This is a genomic window from uncultured Faecalibacterium sp., assembly GCF_900066275.1.
GTDB classification, from domain to species: Bacteria; Bacillota; Clostridia; order Oscillospirales; family Ruminococcaceae; genus Faecalibacterium; species Faecalibacterium taiwanense.
The window spans coordinates 1-18,840 of sequence record NZ_FMFG01000044.1 but is presented as its reverse complement, the minus strand read 5'-3'; the positions used below and the strand labels follow the sequence as shown (position 1 = coordinate 18,840).

Here is an 18,840-nt window from a genome sequence, read left to right as displayed (position 1 = left end):
AGCTTTCTCCTCAGACACGAATCGGGCCATTCCATCGCCCGCCCTATTGCCCTTCGGGCAACAGGGTCCCACCCCAGCGGACGGTCTTCGGAGAAACTTCCGGCCCGCCGCCCCGGTAAGCTGGAGTCCCTTTGAAAACACCTGAAAATCTATTTGCAAATTGTTCAAAAACTCCACAAAGAAATGCCACGATTGTCTGGTAGTATAAGGGTGCAGTCAGGGAGATGCAAAGACACCTCCCCAAAGCCGACAAGGGCTTTCACCTGCGGGGGCTGGTGCATCTAGCACAGCCCAGCAGGTACTTATTAAAACACTGTCCCCCGCCTATGCCAGGCAATCGCCAACGACGGCGGACAGACTACCAAATCCCTCCTGATCCGCCGCAAAGTTCGGGAGTTCTCATACCGCAGCCAGCACCGCTTTATCCTCCTTTCCACGGTGCTGGCTGCTTTTGTTTTTACCTGAATGCAAGAGAACGATTGGGAATAGCCGCCGCGTGCGCTTTGGCTGTTTTAGCGGAAATTCTATTATAATTCGTTGAGCCTCGGAAAAATCTGCGGATTTTTCCGAGGCTCTTTTTCACGAATAGAATCGAAGCGATATACTTCATCTGAATGTAAAAAGCAAAGCGAGAACGAGTGCGAGATGAAATTGGTTTATACAGTTCGTTTTACTTCGCTGCGTTTCGCCCATCTGTTGCTGATCTTATCTGCCAGCAGGGAGCCGCAGGCCCCCAATGCAAGGCCCAGTGCCACGCCGCCCAGAATGTCGGTGGGGAAATGCACATACAGGTACATCCGCGTGAAGCCGATGAACCCGGCCAGCGCAAGAGCCGGGGCGCCGAGCCTGCGGTTCTGCAGCCAGAGCGCAAAGGCAGCGGCAAAGGCGGAGGATGTGTGTCCGGAAGGAAAGGACCAGCCATGGGGCCGGGCCACCAGCGTGAGCATCTCCGGCCGGAGGTCGCAGGGGCGCGGGCGTGCGAACAGCGGCTTTAAGGCGCAGTGGCCCGCCAGCATATAAAGGCCCAGCGCCAGCGCCATGGCCAGCCCGGCCCGGCGGGTGCGCCGGAACGCCAGCAGTACCGCCGTGAAGGCGATCCAGATCTCACCGTGGGCACCGGCCTGATCGAAAAACACCGCCAGTGCATCCAGCACCGGACAGCGTAGAGCCTGTAAGGCATCCAGAAGGGTAAATTCAAAGGACATGGATAAAGCCTCCCTGCTTGTTGTTCTTGCCCTTATGGTATCATGGAACCGGGCAGAGAATAAAAACAAGGCTTGTACAAAGGATAAACAAATCTTAAACCGGCAGAAAAGATGCCGGAAAAAGGACAAAATTGGAATATAGCGACACAATACTACAAATTGTAAATAGAAAAGAAGCCCTGCGGTTCTGTGACGTAGGGCATATTGTATGCTTTACTGCATCTGGTCAAGGGTGGGGTAGCTGTCGATGGCACCGTGCTGCTGCACGCTGATGCCGCAGAACTGGTTGGAAAAGGCAAGGTATTCGTTCAGCTTTGTTTTGCTGAGCTTTGCCAGTTTTTCCAGTGTCACGCCGTCACGTTCCAGCTGCCACAAAAACGAGCCGATGAAGCCGTCGCCTGCGCCGGTGGTGTCCACAGCCCGGACTTTCCGGCAGGGGGCAAAGCCATGGGCGGTGCGGGTGTAGGCGTGGGCACCGCTGCTGCCGCAGGTGTAGACCACCAGCTGCACATCGCCCACAAGCAGCTGCGGCAGGGCGGATTCAATGTCCGTAGTGCCGGTGAGAAATTCCAGCTCTTCATCCGAAATTTTGAGGATGTTGGAAAGCGGCAGGAACTGCAGCACGGTCCCGCGCAGCATGTCGCGGTCCGGCCAGAGGGGGAAGCGCAGGTTCGGGTCAAAGCTGACGATAGCACCAGCTTCGCGTGCGGCGGCAATGGCCGCAAGGTGGGCGTAGCGCATGGGGCTGTCCACCAGCGAGACACTGCAGTAGTGCAGGGCAAAGGCATCGGCGAACCATGCAGGGTCGATCTGCTCCGGAGAATAGAGCAGGTCCGCCGAGGGTTTGCGGTAGAAGCTGAAGGTGCGGCTGCCGTCCTCTTCCAGACTGACGAAGGCAAGGGCCGTGTTGGCCTTATCGGTAAAGGCCAGATGGGAAAGGTCGATGCCGCAGGCTTCCAATTCCCGGGCGATCTTGTGGCCGAAGGGGTCGTCGCCCAGCTGGCTCAGAAAAGCACTTTTGCCGCCCAGCCGGGCAAAGGCGGCGCACACGTTGGCCGGTGCGCCGCCAGTGCGCGGGCTGAACGAGGAAACCTCGTCAAAAGAACAGCCCACCCTGGACGGGATCATATCGATGAGTGCTTCGCCAATGGAAAACAGTGTGCTGCCGGACATAGAGAACCTCCCAAATTAAGATGCTGGTAATAAAAGACTTCCCCCGGCGAGGGGGATGATTTTGTGACCGCTCCCAGTGTAAGGGCCAGAGCCCGGGCTGTCAATGCTTTTTTGCGCGGTACAGGGCGTTTTTGTGTTGACTTGCATTTTGGGGTGTGCTAAAATATGCCGGTATGCGTAAAAAATGCCATGAAAGGGAACTTGGATGAACCTGACAAAACAGTTCTTTAAATATGTATCACAGAATATCTTCGGCCTGCTGGGCACCTCGTGCTACATTCTGGCCGATACCTATTTCATCTCGCAGGCGGCGGGTACCGACGGCGTGACCCTGCTCAACCTCTGCCTGCCGGTCTACAACTTCATCTTTGCCGTCGGCTCCATGGTCGGCCTTGGCGCGGCCACCCGCTACGCCATCCTCAAGGCGCAGGGAGACGAGCGCTGCCAGCGCTATTTTTCCAATGCCATCTTCTGCGCCTGTGTGCTCAGCGTGCCGTTCCTGCTGGTGGGCATTTTTGCGCCCGGCGGCCTTCTGCGGCTGATGGGCGGTGACGCGGGGATCATGGCGCTGGGCATCCCGTATGCCCGTATCTTCCTTATGTTCACGCCCTTCTTCATGTGCAACTATATCGTGTCGGCCTTTGTGCGCAACGACGGCGACCCCTCCCTTGCCATGGTGGCTACCCTGAGCAGCAGCCTGTTCAATGTGGTGTTCGACTATATTTTCATGTTTCCCATGGGTCTGGGGCTGGCCGGTGCGGCGCTGGCCACCGCCGTGTCTCCCATCATCAGCATTTCCATCTGCAGCCGCCACTTCTTTAAAAAGGAGAACAGCGTGCAGTTCGTGCGCCAGCGCCCCTCGGCAAGGCTGCTGGGCCAGAGCTGCCAGCTTGGCATCTCCGGCTTTGTGGGTGAGATGTCCTCCGGCGTTACCACCACCGTATTCAACTTCCTGCTGCTGGGTCTGGCGGGCAATGTGGCGGTGGCGGCCTATGGCGTGGTGGCGAACTTTGCGCTGGTGGCAACGGCCATCTTCAATGGTGTAGCACAGGGCGCACAGCCGCTGGTGAGCGAGTGCTACGGCAAAAGCGACAAGGCCGGTGCCAGAAAGCTGCTCATCCTGGGCAGCTGCACCGCACTGGTGCTGGCAGCGGTGCTGTACGGCATCATCTTTGGTGCTACCGATGCACTGGTGGGCATATTCAACAGCGAAAGCTCCGCCCAGATGGCGCAGTTTGCCCACATGGGCATGCGGCTGTATTTTGTGGGCTACTTCTTTGCCGGGTTCAACATCGTGGCAGCGGGCTATCTGAGTGCGACCAACCGCCCGGTGGAAGCCTCCGTAACCTCCATCTGCCGCGGCATGGTGGCCATCGTGGCCTGCTCGCTGGTGCTGAGCCGCCTATTTGGCATGAACGGCGTATGGGCGGCGTTCCCGGCATCGGAACTGCTCACCGCAGTGCTGACCCTGTTTTTGCTGCTGCGCGGTAAAAAGCAGACCGCATAGCCCTTAAATATAAAGCTCCTGTTCGCGCAGAGATTCCTCGGGCGAAAGCCCACTCTGCGCGGCGTGACCGGCCATTGCCCGCCACTGTGCGGGGGATTGGCCGGTTTCTTTTTTGAACACCCGGCACAGGTAGTTGGCACCGGAAAAGCCGCACAGGCTGGCTACCACGTCCAGTGTGTACTCCCGGTGGAGCAGCAGCCGCTGGGCTGCTTCAACGCGCACAGTGGTGAGGTATTTGCCCGGCGGCACGCCAATGGCTGCGGTAAAGGTGCGCACCAGATGGCTCTTGGACACGCCCAGCCGCTCGCTCAGCTCCTCCACGCCGTAAAGGCCCGCGTAGTTTGCGCGGATGTCCTCAATGGCGGCCTGCACCAGCGGCGGCAGGGCGGACGCGGCACTGTCGGCATCGGCCAGCTCACACAACAGTGCGTAGGCCAACTGGCTGCGGGCACGGCTGTGGGCGGTCTTTTCCTCAGCAAGGCGGTCCATCAGTTCGGCAGCGGCCGGGCAGGAACCGCCCTTGGCAAGGAAGGGCAGTTCGTGCAGCCCGGCCAGAAACTGGGAAGCCGCCTGCCCGGTAAGCTGGACGCAGAGCAGATGGCAGATGCTTTCCGGCACAAGGGCCAGCGGGGCACGGCTCAGGATCAGGTGCCCGGCAGGCACGGACTGCGGCGGCAAAATGAGCGCTGCACCCAGCGGCAGCGGCCCGGCAGCAGGTACGGATGCAGAGCACTGGCCGCTGGACACAAGGCACACCCACAGTCCTTCGCCGGAGAGGGTGAGGGGGGCAGACAGCTGCAGATCCTGCACGGAAGCGGGAAAAGCGATGGTGTTCCAGTCAAAAAGCAATATCTGACACCTCTAATCAATAAAATGCTATTTTATATCACAAAATTATCTGTTATTATAGTACCAACGAATGAACACGCCGTCAAGAGCGTGAGAACCTTAAAAATTATGGAGGCAAACGACTATGGCTTCGATCAGCTGCCAGCACATCTATAAGATCTATCCGGGTGCTACCGCTCCCGCTGTTACCGACTTTAACCTGGAGATCCAGGATAAGGAATTCATCATCTTCGTCGGCCCCTCTGGCTGCGGCAAGTCCACCACCCTGCGCATGATCGCCGGTCTGGAGGAGATCTCCAAGGGCGAAATGTACATCGGTGGCCGTCTGATCAACGACGTTCCCCCGAAGGATCGTGATATCGCAATGGTGTTCCAGAGCTACGCTCTGTACCCCCACATGACCGTTTACAAGAACATCGCTTTCGGTCTGGAACTGCGCAAGACCCCGAAGGACGAGATCGACAAGCGCGTGCACGAGGCTGCTAAGATCCTGGAGATCGAGCACCTGCTGGACCGCAAGCCCAAGGCTCTGTCCGGTGGTCAGCGTCAGCGTGTTGCTCTGGGCCGTGCAATGGTTCGTAACCCGGCAGTCTTCCTGCTGGACGAGCCTCTGTCCAACCTGGATGCTAAGCTGCGTACCAGCATGCGCACCGAGATCATCAAGCTGCACAAGAAGCTGGCTACCACCTTCATCTACGTTACCCACGACCAGACCGAGGCTATGACCATGGGCGACCGTATCGTTGTTATGAAGGACGGCATCATCCAGCAGGTCGATACCCCGCAGAACCTGTACGATATGCCTTGCAACATGTTCGTTGCTGGCTTCATCGGCAGCCCCCAGATGAACTTCCTGGACGGCACCCTGATCAAGAAGGGTGAGCTGTACGGTGTTGATCTGGGCGGCGACGTGATCCCCCTGCCCAAGGAGAAGACCGCAGACGGCAAGCTGGATGCTTACGTCGGCAAGAAGATCAAGATGGGCGTCCGTCCCGAGGACATCGACGACGAGCCCGAGTTTATGGCAAAGCACGCTGACTGCCAGCTGGATACTCAGGTGGACGTCTCCGAAATGATGGGCGCTGAGATCTACCTGTATCTGGAGTACAAGGGCAACAAGATGACCGCTCGTGTGGCTCCCACCTCCAAGGCACGCAACGGAGACACCGTCCGCGTTGCATTCGATCCCCACAAGGTCCACCTGTTCGACATCGAGACCGAGCTGACCATCCTGAACTAAAATTTAGCGACGATCATTTTTGATCCTCCTATCATAAGAAAAACCGCCGAAGGGAAGCCTTCGGCGGTTTTTCGTTTGTGTGTTCAGCTTTACGCTTCAATGGACCCGTGCTCCTTTCATTTGCTGGCAGTGCCGGGCGCGGGCTGGCGCACCAGCTCGATAAAGGCTTTCATCTGAGGGGTCAGCCATTTGTCACGGTGGTAAAACAGCTGACGGTGCATCTCCACGGTGCAGTCCGGCACATTCAGCCGGGCAAGACGACCTGCGGCCAGCGCCGGACGCACGATGTACTCCGGCAGGAAGGAAAGACCCATGCCCTGCTCCACCATCTGGCACAGCAGCGCAGCGCTGCCCAGCTCCAGATAAGGGTGGATGGCAAGGCCGCGGGCGGCAAGGCACTGATCCAAAGCGTCGCGGTAGCTCATGCCGCGCTCAGTGAGCAGAAATTCCTGCCGGGGCAGCTCTTCCAGCGTAACGACTTCCTGCCCGGCAAGCGGGTGAGCGGACGGTGCAATAAAACACACCGGCTCCGGCACATCCGCCGCAAGCACCAGATTGGGCTGCAGCAGGGGCTGGTCCAGCGTATAGGCTAGATCGATCTGATTTGTGCCCAGCATCTGCAGCATCCCGTCGGCAGTGGCGGTGCACAGCACCAGCTCCACCTGCGGGCACAGGGCGTGGTAGCGTTTGAGCAGACCAGGCAGGAAGGTGGAGCACACCGAATCCGCCAGCGCGATGCGCAGACTGCCGCTGATCTGCCGGGCGGGCTGCAGGGCAGCCTGCGCCTGCTGGGCCGTGGCCAGCAGGGTGCGTGCATAGCCTAAAAAGGTCTGGCCCGCATCGGTGAGCCGCACGGTCTTGCCCACGCGGTCGAACAGCGGTGCGCCCAGCTCTGCTTCCAGCTGTGCGATCTGGGAGGACACCGCCGACTGGGAATAGCCCAGCTGCCGCGCAGTGCGGGAAAAGCTGTGCAGCTCGGCGATGTGCAAAAAGGTATTGATGTTCCGCAGTTCCATAAACGCTTCCTCTCAGCGGCGGGCGATGCCGGTCACGGTGAGCACCTCGCCATCCACGGTAAAATGCACCTCTACCGGGCCGAACTCCATGCCGTACACCCGCTGCGGGTCGTGCTGGTAGGAGGGGCGCGGGTCACCTGCCAGTACGCCGGTCAGGGCGGCGCGGTCGGCCTGCGGCACCTGTGCCAGCAGTTCGGGCGGGAACTGTACCTGCAGACGGTGGAACTGGGTCTGGCCGGTAAAGCCCTCGGCGGCATCCGGGTGGCAGTCGGCATAGGGGATGTAAGGCTTGATGTCGTAGATGGGGGTGCCATCCATCAGGTCGGCACCGCGCACGATGAGCACCGGGCCAATGTCCGGCCGGTGCTCGATGCCTTCCAGACGCACGCTGGAAAGGCCCAGAGGATTGGGGCGGAACGGCGACCGGGTGGCGAACACGCCCATGCGGGTGTTGCCGCCCAGACGCGGTGGGCGTACAGTGGGGGACCAGCTGTCCCGCACCGCGCCGGAGAACTGCCACACCAGCCAGATGTGACTGAAATCTTCCAGACCGCGCACGGCATCGGCATTGCGGTATTCGGGCGTAAAGATCACCTCGCCGCGCAGCTCGTCCACAAGGCCGCTCTGGCGTGGGATGCCGAACTTGGTGGGAAAGGCAGTATGGATATGGGCAATGACCTTCAGGGTCATCTCTTCAGGTGCAGTGGGCATGGTGAACTCCTTTTAATAGATCTTTTTCAGGGGGCATTCCGGCGGGATGCTGTACCGTGCCCGGAATGCGTCCAGTTCCTGAGGCGTGCGAATGAGCTGAACGTCCTCAAAATGGCCATCCGGGGAGATGAAACCGGCCACCTGCTCCCCGGTGCAGATGCTGCACCGCAGTGCAGGCTGCTGGGTGGCGGGGTCGTAAGAACGGGCAGGCTTTTTGCGGGAGAAAAACATGAGAAGCCTCCTTCTTTTATGAAACGTGCCTGAAAGACTGCAGGCGGCTCACAGCCCCCGGCACAGGCCGACAGCGCGGCCCTCAATGTGCAGCTCTTCCAGCTGCAGGCCGGTAAAGATCATGGGTGGGCAGACGGCGGCATTGTCCGCAAGCAGCATCACAGCATCACCCTGCCGATGGAAGTGCTTGAGGGTGGCCTCGCCGCCAATGCGCACTGCGGCGATCTCGCCCTGCTCCACCTCCGGCTGGCAGCGAATGCATACGATGTCGCCGTCGCAGATGGTGGGGGACATGCTGTCACCGTGGCAGGTCAGGGCAAAGTCAGCGCGCCACGCGGCGGGAACGCCGATATAGCGTTCAATGTTCTGCTCTGCCGTGATAGGAGTGCCGCAGGCAATGGAACCGATCAGCGGGACCTGCGTCATGACAGGCAGCGGCTCAAAGCCCGGCGGCGGACAGGGTGTGTCCAGCCCCAGCAGATAGGCAGGGGTGGTCTCCAACGCGGCTGCCAGCTCTTCCACCTTGGACTGCGGCAGGTCGTTGATGCCTTTTTCCAGCTTGGTAATGGAGGATTTGGACCGATAGCCCATGCGCTGGGCAAGCTCTTCCTGCGAAAGGCCCAGTTCTTTGCGGCGCAGATGCAGACGGGTAGAAAGCTCAGACATGCGAAACCTCTCTAAAAAAACGTATGGTTGTTCTGTAAAAAGAATGCTGTTACCAGAAGTATACCAAAAAATTGCATTAAAATCAACTTTTTTCTGCGAATTTGCAAAAATGGGTTGACACTGAATCAATGCAGGAATATAATACAACTAAAGATTGTGGAACGGCATTGCCGATACGAAAAAAGGAGAGCGGAATATGGCAAATACTGAAATGATCCGGGATTATATTCGCGCCAGTGGGTACAAGATGCAGTATGTGGCACGAGCCTTGAAGATCAGCCCCAATGCACTGAACCTGAAACTGCAGGGGCGCACACAGTTCAAGCTGAGCGAAGCAGAACGGCTGAGCGCGGTGCTTGGTCTGAGCATGTACGAGCGGGATCTCTGCTTTTTTGAAGAGCAGAACCGCCGCGAAGTGCTGGCACGCCGCGCGGATGAAAAGAGGAGGGCAGAACATGACAAGCGAGCAGAGAAATCAGACGCGGCTGGCACTGTACCGGTATGGGATGCGGCAGCGTGCACGAAGCCCGGTGGAGCGCAGCTGGTGCGCCGCCATTGAGGAGGGCCTTGCCTATTACCGGCAAAACGACCCGCTGCGTGCGGATCTGTTCGAGCTGCGCTATGTACAGCACCGCACGGAGGACGATGTGATCGATCAGCTGCACATCGGCCGTACTACTTACCAGAAAGCCCATCAGGACCTGCTGAGCACCATTGCCGTGTACGCGGCAGAGCGCGGGGTGTTTTACCGCGAGACGGAAAGCTGAAAGCAGAATGCCCCCGGACGCTGCCAGCAGGCAATGTCCGGGGGCATTTTTGAACTCAGGCTTTTTTGTTCGGGTCCTGTTTTTCGCAGTGGCTGTGGCAGGATGCACAGTTGCCGCCGCAGCCCTCGCCCTTCCAGCCGCCCTGCTTGGAGATCCACACAACGGCCAGTGCAAACAGAACGATCAGAACGATCAGCGTAATGATTCCACGAAGTGTCAGCATTTTTTGTACCTCTTTTCCCGGTGGGAAAGTTTCTGTGTTCAGTATACACGATTTGGCATCAAAGGGCAACCGGAAAGCGGATACAAAAAGTGTGATTTTTTTAAAATTAGGGCTTGCATTTTGGAAAAGGCCGTGCTATAATAATCACGTTCCAGTTCGGAACGCACAAAACAAAATATGGAGGATTAGCTCAGCTGGTTAGAGCACCTGCATCACACGCAGGGGGTCTGGGGTTCGAGTCCCTAATTCTCCACCATACAGTTCGTACTCGAACCCGATTCTTTATGAAAAAGGGTTCGGGTACGTTTTTTGTTTATCGGAGGTTCTGCGGAGAGAGTACGCAGAGCAGTAAACGAGCAAAGGCAGAGTATCACCATGACGGTGGTATCCTGCCTTTTGCTTTGCATCCCCCTATACTGTGCGTTTCGGGTCAATCGCTGCGTATGTCCGTCCGTACGTACGCGGGAAAAAGGGAGAGTTCTGACATATAGCAGTGGTCTTTTGTCAAGCTGTATGGTATACTCAAACCAGTGAGCATGCTAAACGAATCGTAATGAAAGGGCGTGTTATAATGGGATATGGTTGGGCAACAGTTTTCACTTTGGCTGCATGGTTTGCAGGATTGGTTCTTGATGCAAATGTGACTTTTTTGGGTGACCTTGGGCTGAGAGCTGTGCTTCCCATTATCGTAATGGGGTGTTGCATTATGAAGCATACGAAAGATTGTAACTCAAAATAAGCAAAGACATATTAACCACACTATCATAGTAGAAAGAAGGAAAATTATGAACGCAACAGATGTTTTACATGATAATAAAGACAATATCTGCCTGACATCCTATTGTATGGATTGTATCCACCATGAGTATTTTCGCTATCAGGAAGATCATTTCACACATGAGCATTGTCAAATATGGGGAAAAGATGGATGCCATTCAATGTGCAACGATAAAGAAACTCAAACGGAATATAGATGGACGGATGAAAATCGGTGGGACTAAAATTTTCACCAGCAGGGTTTGGGGCAGGCACGTCCCAACAAGAAGCTGTCCCGGATGGGCAGAAAATTTCCAAGAATTGAAAATTTGTGGCCACGGGACGATTCTTACCCTATTGTCACCGTTGCAGCTGTAGTCATTTTGTGATACAATATTCCTGACAGGAGGTGTCCCGTATGATGCAGACATTCGTTCGCCCTTCCCGGGACCTGCGCAACCATTACGCCGAAATTTCGGAGATGCTCAAAGACCATGACCATGTGATCATCACGAATCATGGCCGTGGGGAATCAGTTCTCATCAACATTGAGGACTACGCCAAGTACGAGGAGTTCTTGCACCAGCGGTATGTTGCCGAGGCACTTGCCAAGGCAAAGCAGCAGGCGGCTGACCCCGACACGCAATGGGCAGACCACGAAAGCGTATGGGAGACGCTGGGCAAGCAGTATGACGTATAAAATCAAATATCTGCCCCTTGCTGTACAGGACCTGAACGATATCGCCCGATATCTGTCTGGCTTTTACCCTAAAACAGCTAGCCGCGTACTGAAAGAGCTGCGGGAGAAGATCACAAAATTGGGCGATACCCCGAAAATGTGCGAGATCTACCGCCTCGACCCTGCTTACCGTAGGATGGTCGTTGACCAGTATCTTGTATTTTACCGCGTCAACGATGAAATAAAGACTGTGGAGGTCCACCGTGTGCTGCGAGGTGCGTGGAATCTGCCGCAGTATCTGGAATAAATCCAGGTTCGCCTGCCCTTGGCAGTGCTCTGCCGCAAAAGTCCTCAGACGGTTGTCTGGGGCTTTTTTGTTGCGCCATCCACTAACCCACGTCAGAGCAGGACGAGAACCGCACCTGTTTTCCCCACAAGGTTTTCCATTGCATTTCATAGAAAAGTGTGTTTCAATAAAAAGAGCCATACGGCGATCAGACGCAGTGAGAAGGTGGGTGCAGGATGTTCAAAATTGCGATCGTAGAGGATCAGGAAGAAACACGGGAAAGCCTGAACCGGTTCGTCCGGCAATATGCGCAGGAGCAGGGCCTGCAGGTGGAGATCAGTCTCATCACAGACGGTGCCGAGATCGCAGAGCACTATACGCCGGGGATCGACATTATTTTTATGGACGTGGAGATGCCACGGCTGGACGGTTTTGGAGCGGCCGAAGCCATCCGGGCCGCGGATGCGGATGTGGTGCTGGTCTTTGTGACCAACATGGCACAGTATGCCATCCGGGGCTACGAGGTAGATGCACTGGATTATGTGCTGAAGCCGGTGAACTATTATCAGTTCTGCACCAAGCTTTCCCGCGCCATCCAGCGGGTGCAGCGGCGCAGAGGCGGGCAGGTGGTGCTGCAGCTGGCGGGCGGCGGCATCCAGCTGCTGGATACCGCTGATATCTATTATCTGGAGACCCACAGCCGGATGCTGTACTACCACACCTCCAAAGGCGAGTTCGCGGCACGCGCCAGCCTGCAAAGTGCCGAAAAGCAGCTTGCCGAGTATCATTTTGTCCGCTGCAACCAATGCTATCTGGTCAATCTGGCCTACGTCAAGGGCATTGAAAACGACTTTGCCCTTGTGAAAAACGACCGGCTGGAGATCAGCCGACGGCAGCGTACGGCCTTTCTTACCGCAGTAGCGTCCTACATGGGAGGTGTGCTGTGACCACATCGCTGCTGAACAGCCTGCTCCGGGCGCTGCTGCGCTGGGGCGCGGCGCTGGTCTTTTGTCTGCCTTTGCGGCATCGCTCCCATTTCTGGGCGCGCGCCTGCGGGATGCTGTTCCCGCTGCTTTTGCTGGCGCAGCTGCTGGACCCTCTGGCACAGTCCACAACACTGTGGCAGCAGCAGCTCCTGCTGCTGGTGCTTTACATCTCCTTTTTTGCGCTGCTGGGCGGGATGATCTATCTGTGTACGGATATCAATAAAAAAGGTGCCCTGTACTGCGCAGTATGGAGCCTGCTCATCGCGCAGTGCGCCTACGAGAGCTGGTGCTTTCTGGAGCTGCAGTTTACCCGGTATGGACACCCGCTGAACATGGCTTCCCCTTGGGCGGTTCTGGTACAGCTGCTGTCCGGGGCGGTATTCTTTGCGGCGGTGTACATCCTGCTGGCACGGCAGCTTCCTTATAAAGGAGAATACAACATCGGGCCCCGGCAGCTGTTCAGCGCGTTCTTCATTGGCATCCTGTTCATGGTGCAGGCCGCCGTGCTGGACAATGCCCGCACCGAACATACTCCGCTGAGCCTTACCGTTACCATTCTGATCGGGCAGTTCTATTTTATCACCCTGCTGTATTTTCAGAGTGAGCTGTTCAAGAAGTCTGCCATGGAAAAAGAGATGAATGAACTGAACCTGCTGTACGAGCGTCAGCGTCAGCAGTATCAGGTGGCCCGGCAGAACGTGCAGATCATTAACAAGCGCTGCCATGAGCTGAAAGTGCAGATTGCCAATCTCCGCAAGCTGTCGCCCGAAGCGGTACCACAGGAGCGCATTGATGAGGCCGAGCGCGCGGCCCGCCTGTATGACGCGAACCGCAACACCGGCAATGAGGTGCTGGATGTGGTGCTGACCGAGAAGAGCCTGCTGTGCGAGTCCCGGGGCATCCAGCTGAACGCCGTGGCAAACGGCAGCTGTCTGGGCTTTTTTGAAGCGGGGGATCTGTACGCATTGTTTGCCAATGCGCTGGATCACGCCGTGGAAAGCGCCGTGCAGATCTCCCGGCCAGAGTGCAGGGTCATCGATCTGCTGGTCTGTGTGCGGCAGGGTTTTGTGGTGGTGAACATCATCAGCCCGCTGCGCCCGCCGGAACAGCAGGCAAGCCGCTCTGCACAATACGAGCTGAAGGTGATCCGGCGCATCGTGCAGAAGTACAAAGGCACTTTGACTCTGGAAGAGCAGGGCGAGTTTTTTGCGGAAAAGATCATCTTTCCGCTGCAAAAATAAGTTAAGAAAACGGCAGCCGCCGCAGAAGTTCCGGAAACGGAAGGACTGCGGCGGTTTTCTTTTTGCGGCTTGTTGGATACATCTGCTTGTGAAAAACTTACAAATATATCAGTTTACATTTGGCAGTCCAAAACCGAATGCGCACGCAAAACGACCGATTTTCGCACGCATCTTGCGAAATACGGCCACTCTGATAAAATAATGACAAAGAGCGAAAAACGAAAAAAATCACTGTACCACAGCAAAAACAGGAGGAATCGGATGCGTAGTATTGCAAAGCTCATGAAGGACTGGCAGTTCACCGGCCCGAACGGCGTTACCACCGCCGTAGAGCTGCCCCATACATGGAACGCCAAGGACGGTCAGGACGGCGGCAACGATTACTGGCGGGGCTGCTGCACCTACTGCACCCGCTTTGCAGCACCGGTGTACGACCCGGCACAGCAGCAGGTGTGGCTGCAGTTCGAGGGTGTCAACGCCAGCGCCGCCGTGCTGCTGAACGGTCAGCAGCTCTGCACCCATGACGGCGGCTACTCCACCTTCCGGGCAGAGGTCACGGAACTGCTGCAGGCAGAGAACCAGCTCACGGTGCGGGTGGACAACAGCGTCAACGACCGCGTTTACCCCCAGAAAGCAGACTTCACCTTCTACGGCGGCATCTACCGGGATGTGAGCCTGCTGGTGGTGAACAAAAACCACATTGCGCTGGGACACTTTGGCGATACCGGCGTGAAGATCACCCCCACCCTGAAAGAGGGCAGCGCCGACATCCGGGTGGAAACGCTGGTGGAAGGCAGCGGCACCGTGACGGTGGAGCTGCTGGATGCCGAGGGCCGCACCGCTGCAAAGGGCGAGGGCGAAAATACTTTCCTCCATCTGGATGCTCCCCACCTGTGGAACGGCGTGAAGGACCCATACCTGTACACCTGTGTCGTCCGCTTGCTGCAGGACGGCAAGCCGGTGGATGAAGTGACCACCAAGGTGGGCCTGCGCAGCTTCTCTGTAGATGCAAAGAAGGGCTTTTTCCTCAACGGCAGGCCCTATCCCCTTCACGGTGTGTCCCGCCATCAGGACCGCAAGGGTCTGGGCAACGCCATCACCCGGGAGATGCACGATGAGGACATGGCGCTGATCCGGGAACTGGGTGCAAACACCGTCCGGCTGGCGCACTACCAGCACGACCAGTATTTCTACGACCTGTGCGACCAGTACGGCATGGTGGTCTGGGCAGAGATCCCCTACATTTCCGAGCATCTGCCCAATGGCCGGGAAAATACCATCAGCCAGATGAAGGAGCTCATCCACCAGAACTACAACCACCCCTCCATCGTCTGCTGGGGTGTGTCCAACGAGATCACTATTTCCACCAAGGACAAGGCGGATATGCTGGACAACCACCGGGTGCTCAACGAACTGTGCCACAAGATGGACCCCACCCGCCTGACCACGCTGGCCTGCTACGCCATGTGCGGCCCCTTCAACCCGGTGGCGCACATCACCGATCTGGTCAGCTGGAACCTGTATCTGGGCTGGTATGTGCCGGGCCTGTTCCTGAACGACCTGTGGATGAACTTTTTCCATCTGGTGTACCCCAACCGTCCACTGGGCTTTTCCGAGTACGGTGCCGAGGGCATGCCCAACCTCCACAGTGCCCACCCCCGCCGGGGCGACCACACCGAGGAATATCAGGCCAAGTACCACGAGTATATGCTGAAGTGCTTTGACCGCCACCCGTGGCTGTGGGCAACCCATGTGTGGAACATGTTCGATTTTGCAGCCGATGCCCGGGATCAGGGCGGCGAGCCGGGCATGAACCACAAGGGCCTTGTCACCTTTGACCGAAAGACCAAAAAGGACAGTTTCTACCTTTATAAAGCATGGTGGAGCGAGGAAAACTTCGTCCACATCTGCTCCAAGCGGTTCACCGACCGCACCGAGAAGGAGATCGAGGTCAAGGTCTACTCCAACCAGCACACCGTCGCCCTGTATGCGGACGGCAAAAAGCTGGCAGAGCAGACCGGCGAGCACATCTTCAGGTTCCGCGTGCCGCTGCATGGCAAGGTGGAGCTGAAGGCCGTTGCAGGCGACTGCATCGACACCGCATCCTTCTGCAATGTGGCAGAGCCGAACCCCAGCTACAAGCTGGTGAAGACCAAGTCCAAGAGTGCAAACTGGGTATAAACAAGGACATTCCGCTGTCTGGCGGTTGTTATAAATGAAAAGGAGGAGAACCAATGAATACCAAGAAACCCAAAGTACGTTTGTGGTCGGTGCTCACTGCGCTGACGGCGATTTTGACCATCGCCGCCATCGTGGGCAACATGATCGCAAATCAGTACGCCACCACCCTGAACGTTGCTTTGAATGCATCGACCTATAAGATCATCAAGGGCAACACTACGGAAGATACCGAATACTTCAAAGCGGGCTTTGCTTCCGACGAAGAGCGCGAGGCTTACGAAGCAGAGCTGTGCGCCACCGTTGAGGCCGAGGGCGCTGCCCTGCTGAAGAACGACAACGCTGCTCTGCCGCTGGCAGACAGCGCCAAGGTCAGCCTGTTCGGCCATGGCTCTGTGGACCTGATGTACGGCGGCACCGGCTCCGGTTCCGTGGATACCAGCAAGGCCCCCAACCTGAAGGAAGCACTGGAAGCTCAGGGCATTCAGGTCAACCAGACGCTGTGGGATCTGTACAAGTCCGACAGCATGATGAAGAACTACAGCCGCATTACCCCGGCCTCCATCTCGGATACGCTGGAAGCAAACACCCAGTACGCTGTCAATGAAGCTCCGTGGAGCGCACTGTCCAGCGCCGAGAGCAGCTTTGCCGAGTACGGCGATGCTGCCATCGTGGTGTTCTCCCGCTCCGGCGGTGAGGGCGCAGACCTGCCCAGCGGCACCAACGGCACCAACGACAGCTGGATCTCCGGTTCCGAGGGCAGCGGCAACTATCTGGAGCTGTCTGCAGAAGAGATCGAGCTGCTGAAGAACCTGAAGGCACTGAAGGACAACGGCACCTTCAAATCCATCGTCGTCCTGATCAACAGCTCCAACGCACTGGAAATGGACTTCCTCAACCCTGCCATCTGCGGCGAGGACTACGGCATCGATGCCGCCATGTGGATCGGCGATGTGGGCCAGACCGGTATCAACGGTGTGGGCCAGCTGCTCGCCGGCACTGTGACCCCCTCCGGCTCTCTGGTGGACACCTACCTGTACGACAATCTGGCAAACCCCGCCATGTACAACTTCTACACCCAGGCCTACCCCAACGCAGCAGAGTACAACCTGCTGACCGAGGGTGCAGACGTGCAGGGCATGTACAGCGTCTATCAGGAAGGCATCTATCTGGGCTACCGCTACTTCGAGACCCGTTACGAGGATGTGGTCATGGGCACTGCCAAGGCAGGCGACTATGACTGGGCCACTACCGTTGCCTATCCCTTCGGCTACGGCGACAGCTACACCACCTTTGCTTACAGCAACTTCAATGTGACCGAGTCTGACGATGCCTTCACCGTCACCCTGAAGGTCACCAACACCGGCAAGACCTATTCCGGCAAGGAGACCGTGCAGGTCTACTTCCAGTCTCCCTACACCGACTACGACAAGGCAAACGGCATCGAGAAGGCCGCTGCAGAGCTGTGCGGCTTTGCCAAGACCGATGTGCTGGCTCCCGGCGCTTCCGAGGATGTGACCATCACCGTGAAGAAGAGCGAGCTGCGCACCTACGACGCAAACAACGCCAAGACCTACATTCTGGATGCCGGTGACTACTACTTCACCGCTGCTACCGATTCTCACAACGCTGTCAACAACATCCTTGCTGCCAAGGGCTACACCGTGGCCGGCACCAATGGCCGCATGACCGAGGACGGCGATGCTTCTCTGGTCTGGAAGTGGACCAACGAGGCACTGGATGCCACCACCTATGCAGCCAGCGCCAACGGCACTGCCATCACCAACCTGTTCGATGAGTCCGACCCCAACAAGAGCAGCGATGCTCCCGGCAGCGTGACCTGGATGAGCCGCTCCGACTGGACCGGAACGGTTCCCACCCAGCCTGCCGCCCTGACCGCCAACGAAACGCTGGCTGCAGATCTGGCCTTTACCCAGTACGACGGCACCGAGGCCGACAGCGTCGAGATGCCCACTCTGGGTGCCAAGAACGGCCTGACCCTCGCTTCCATGATCGGCAAGGGCTTCGACGATCCCCAGTGGGAGACCCTGCTGGATCAGCTGACCTTCGATGAGATGGTCAACACCATCACTCTGGGCTTCCACAACACTGCAGCGGCTGCCTCCATCGGCAAGACCGCTACCAAGGACGAGAACGGCCCGCAGGGCCTGACCGCTGCCCTGACCGGCGGTGCATCCGCCATGTGCTACACCTCCGAGGATGTCATGGCTGCCACCTTCAATGTGGACCTGATCAACGAAGTGGGCAAGTGCATCGGTGAGGACTGCCTGGCCATGGGTTACTCCGGCCTGTACGGCCCCGGCATCAACATGCACCGCACCGCCTACTCCGGCCGTAACTTCGAGTACTACGCCGAGGATCCCTTTGTGGCCGGCACCATCTGCGCTGCCGAGGTGCAGGGCATCCAGTCCAAGGGCGTGTATGTCTACCTGAAGCACGTTGCCCTGAACGACTCCGAGACCAGCCGCCGCGGTGTCAACACCTGGCTGAACGAGCAGACTGCCCGCGAGATCTATCTGGAAGTGGCCGATAAGGCCATCACGGATGGCGGCGCATGGTGCGTGATGACCGGCTTCAACCGCTGGGGCGCAACCTGGTGCGGTGCCAACTCCAACCTGCTGAACGGCTTCCTGCGCGAGGAGCTGGGCATGCGCGGCATGTGCATCACCGACTTCTCCGGCTCCAGCCAGTACATGGATCTGGTGGACGGCCTGATCGCCGGTTCCGACATCTGGGACAGCCCGATGCCCAAGATCCACACCACCAAGGCTGCCAACTACGAGAACGATGCCTACATCGTGACCCAGATGCGCAATGCAATGCATCACATCCTGTACACCGTGGTCAACTCCAACGCCATGAACGGCTGGTCTGCAAGCGATACCCTGAAGACCGTGCTGCCCTGGTGGCAGACTGCGATCTATGCACTGATCGCAGTGCTGGCTGTGCTGACCGTGCTGTGCGCATGGCAGCTGAGCAAGGCTCTCAAGCGCAAGAAGGAGCTGGCAGACACCGCTCCTGCTGTTGACCAGAAGTAATTCCGGTCTGCACGATCCCTGACCCCATGTTACGGCAGCCTGCCCCGAAGGCGGGGCGGGCTGCCGC

General features: G+C 57.7%; 18 protein-coding genes and 1 tRNA gene. 11 read left to right on the top strand and 8 right to left on the bottom strand.

The window, feature by feature from the left end:
* Positions 1-656: 656 nt before the first annotated feature.
* Complete coding sequence (locus QZL71_RS11550; protein WP_005942881.1) at positions 657-1,205, bottom strand: phosphatase PAP2 family protein; 549 nt, start codon at positions 1,203-1,205, stop codon at positions 657-659.
* A 213-nt stretch (positions 1,206-1,418) separates the two neighbouring features.
* Positions 1,419-2,378, bottom strand: coding sequence for a carbohydrate kinase family protein (locus QZL71_RS11545; RefSeq protein ID WP_005942875.1), 960 nt, complete (start codon positions 2,376-2,378; stop codon positions 1,419-1,421).
* 205 nt (positions 2,379-2,583) lie between these two features.
* Here QZL71_RS11545 and QZL71_RS11540 point away from each other — a divergent pair, with 205 nt between their 5' ends.
* Positions 2,584-3,885, top strand: coding sequence for an MATE family efflux transporter (locus tag QZL71_RS11540; RefSeq protein WP_005942872.1), 1,302 nt, complete (start codon positions 2,584-2,586; stop codon positions 3,883-3,885).
* A gap of 3 nt (positions 3,886-3,888) precedes the next feature.
* On the opposite strand, the gene QZL71_RS11535 is transcribed toward QZL71_RS11540, so the two are convergent.
* Positions 3,889-4,734, bottom strand: coding sequence for a helix-turn-helix domain-containing protein (locus QZL71_RS11535; RefSeq protein WP_118526701.1), 846 nt, complete (start codon positions 4,732-4,734; stop codon positions 3,889-3,891).
* A 124-nt stretch (positions 4,735-4,858) separates the two neighbouring features.
* Between QZL71_RS11535 and ugpC the strand changes: the two genes are divergently transcribed.
* The gene (ugpC, locus tag QZL71_RS11530) at positions 4,859-5,974 is read left to right on the top strand and encodes an ABC transporter ATP-binding protein (protein ID WP_005942864.1); all 1,116 of its coding nucleotides are present in this window, start codon (positions 4,859-4,861) and stop codon (positions 5,972-5,974) included.
* Between the two features lie 116 nt (positions 5,975-6,090).
* On the opposite strand, the gene QZL71_RS11525 is transcribed toward ugpC, so the two are convergent.
* From QZL71_RS11525 to QZL71_RS11510, 4 genes are read right to left on the bottom strand one after another with little or no spacing between them, the layout of a single operon-like run.
* Positions 6,091-6,990, bottom strand: a complete 900-nt coding sequence (locus QZL71_RS11525) for a LysR family transcriptional regulator (RefSeq protein ID WP_118526697.1) — start codon at positions 6,988-6,990, stop codon at positions 6,091-6,093.
* A 12-nt stretch (positions 6,991-7,002) separates the two neighbouring features.
* The gene (gene tsaA / locus QZL71_RS11520) at positions 7,003-7,701 is read right to left on the bottom strand and encodes a tRNA (N6-threonylcarbamoyladenosine(37)-N6)-methyltransferase TrmO (RefSeq protein ID WP_294648864.1); all 699 of its coding nucleotides are present in this window, start codon (positions 7,699-7,701) and stop codon (positions 7,003-7,005) included.
* Positions 7,702-7,713: 12 nt separating this feature from the next.
* Positions 7,714-7,932 carry a hypothetical protein gene (locus QZL71_RS11515; RefSeq protein WP_005942855.1) on the bottom strand — a complete coding sequence of 73 codons (219 nt, stop codon included), beginning with the start codon at positions 7,930-7,932 and terminating at the stop codon, positions 7,714-7,716.
* Positions 7,933-7,980: 48 nt separating this feature from the next.
* Positions 7,981-8,598, bottom strand: coding sequence for a LexA family protein (locus QZL71_RS11510; protein ID WP_294648863.1), 618 nt, complete (start codon positions 8,596-8,598; stop codon positions 7,981-7,983).
* Between the two features lie 196 nt (positions 8,599-8,794).
* On the opposite strand from QZL71_RS11510, the gene QZL71_RS11505 reads away from it, so the two are divergent.
* Positions 8,795-9,157 (top strand): helix-turn-helix domain-containing protein, encoded by a 363-nt coding sequence (locus QZL71_RS11505; RefSeq protein ID WP_005942847.1) that lies wholly within the window; start codon positions 8,795-8,797, stop codon positions 9,155-9,157.
* Entirely contained in the window at positions 9,129-9,365 is a 237-nt protein-coding gene (locus QZL71_RS11500; protein ID WP_097773792.1) for a hypothetical protein, read from the top strand. The genes QZL71_RS11505 and QZL71_RS11500 overlap by 29 nt, the downstream gene beginning before the upstream one ends.
* Before the next feature lie 55 nt (positions 9,366-9,420).
* Here the strand turns inward: QZL71_RS11500 and QZL71_RS11495 are convergent, their stop codons facing one another.
* Entirely contained in the window at positions 9,421-9,588 is a 168-nt protein-coding gene (locus QZL71_RS11495; protein WP_044953787.1) for a FeoB-associated Cys-rich membrane protein, read from the bottom strand.
* A 179-nt stretch (positions 9,589-9,767) separates the two neighbouring features.
* Here QZL71_RS11495 and QZL71_RS11490 point away from each other — a divergent pair.
* The 7 genes from QZL71_RS11490 to QZL71_RS11460 all read left to right on the top strand — a co-directional run bounded on the left by QZL71_RS11490 (position 9,768) and on the right by QZL71_RS11460 (position 18,773).
* Positions 9,768-9,844: transfer RNA gene (locus QZL71_RS11490), tRNA-Val, on the top strand.
* Positions 9,845-10,762: 918 nt separating this feature from the next.
* Positions 10,763-11,044, top strand: coding sequence for a type II toxin-antitoxin system prevent-host-death family antitoxin (locus QZL71_RS11485; protein ID WP_005935267.1), 282 nt, complete (start codon positions 10,763-10,765; stop codon positions 11,042-11,044).
* A complete protein-coding gene (locus tag QZL71_RS11480) occupies positions 11,034-11,330 on the top strand; it encodes a type II toxin-antitoxin system RelE/ParE family toxin (protein WP_005942795.1) in 297 nt (98 codons plus the stop codon). The genes QZL71_RS11485 and QZL71_RS11480 overlap by 11 nt, the downstream gene beginning before the upstream one ends.
* Before the next feature lie 215 nt (positions 11,331-11,545).
* Positions 11,546-12,256, top strand: a complete 711-nt coding sequence (locus QZL71_RS11475; protein WP_097774476.1) for a LytR/AlgR family response regulator transcription factor — start codon at positions 11,546-11,548, stop codon at positions 12,254-12,256.
* A complete protein-coding gene (locus QZL71_RS11470) occupies positions 12,253-13,536 on the top strand; it encodes a GHKL domain-containing protein (RefSeq protein WP_207698509.1) in 1,284 nt (427 codons plus the stop codon). Before QZL71_RS11475 ends, QZL71_RS11470 begins: the two co-directional genes overlap by 4 nt.
* A gap of 261 nt (positions 13,537-13,797) precedes the next feature.
* Positions 13,798-15,717, top strand: coding sequence for a glycoside hydrolase family 2 protein (locus tag QZL71_RS11465; protein WP_294648861.1), 1,920 nt, complete (start codon positions 13,798-13,800; stop codon positions 15,715-15,717).
* Positions 15,718-15,770: 53 nt separating this feature from the next.
* Entirely contained in the window at positions 15,771-18,773 is a 3,003-nt protein-coding gene (locus QZL71_RS11460) for a glycoside hydrolase family 3 protein (protein WP_294648859.1), read from the top strand.
* Positions 18,774-18,840: the final 67 nt, after the last annotated feature.

What these genes read in the sequence shown, in the direction of transcription:
- QZL71_RS11550 (WP_005942881.1), bottom strand. Translation starts at nt 1,205, where the DNA reads ATGTCCTTTGAATTTACCCTTCTGGATGCCTTACAGGCTCTACGCTGT.
- QZL71_RS11545 (WP_005942875.1), bottom strand. Translation starts at nt 2,378, where the DNA reads ATGTCCGGCAGCACACTGTTTTCCATTGGCGAAGCACTCATCGATATG.
- QZL71_RS11540 (WP_005942872.1), top strand. Translation starts at nt 2,584, where the DNA reads ATGAACCTGACAAAACAGTTCTTTAAATATGTATCACAGAATATCTTC.
- ugpC (WP_005942864.1), top strand. Translation starts at nt 4,859, where the DNA reads ATGGCTTCGATCAGCTGCCAGCACATCTATAAGATCTATCCGGGTGCT.
- QZL71_RS11525 (WP_118526697.1), bottom strand. Translation starts at nt 6,990, where the DNA reads ATGGAACTGCGGAACATCAATACCTTTTTGCACATCGCCGAGCTGCAC.
- tsaA (WP_294648864.1), bottom strand. Translation starts at nt 7,701, where the DNA reads ATGCCCACTGCACCTGAAGAGATGACCCTGAAGGTCATTGCCCATATC.
- QZL71_RS11515 (WP_005942855.1), bottom strand. Translation starts at nt 7,932, where the DNA reads ATGTTTTTCTCCCGCAAAAAGCCTGCCCGTTCTTACGACCCCGCCACC.
- QZL71_RS11510 (WP_294648863.1), bottom strand. Translation starts at nt 8,598, where the DNA reads ATGTCTGAGCTTTCTACCCGTCTGCATCTGCGCCGCAAAGAACTGGGC.
- QZL71_RS11505 (WP_005942847.1), top strand. Translation starts at nt 8,795, where the DNA reads ATGGCAAATACTGAAATGATCCGGGATTATATTCGCGCCAGTGGGTAC.
- QZL71_RS11495 (WP_044953787.1), bottom strand. Translation starts at nt 9,588, where the DNA reads ATGCTGACACTTCGTGGAATCATTACGCTGATCGTTCTGATCGTTCTG.
- QZL71_RS11485 (WP_005935267.1), top strand. Translation starts at nt 10,763, where the DNA reads ATGATGCAGACATTCGTTCGCCCTTCCCGGGACCTGCGCAACCATTAC.
- QZL71_RS11480 (WP_005942795.1), top strand. Translation starts at nt 11,034, where the DNA reads ATGACGTATAAAATCAAATATCTGCCCCTTGCTGTACAGGACCTGAAC.
- QZL71_RS11475 (WP_097774476.1), top strand. Translation starts at nt 11,546, where the DNA reads ATGTTCAAAATTGCGATCGTAGAGGATCAGGAAGAAACACGGGAAAGC.
- QZL71_RS11465 (WP_294648861.1), top strand. Translation starts at nt 13,798, where the DNA reads ATGCGTAGTATTGCAAAGCTCATGAAGGACTGGCAGTTCACCGGCCCG.
- QZL71_RS11460 (WP_294648859.1), top strand. Translation starts at nt 15,771, where the DNA reads ATGAATACCAAGAAACCCAAAGTACGTTTGTGGTCGGTGCTCACTGCG.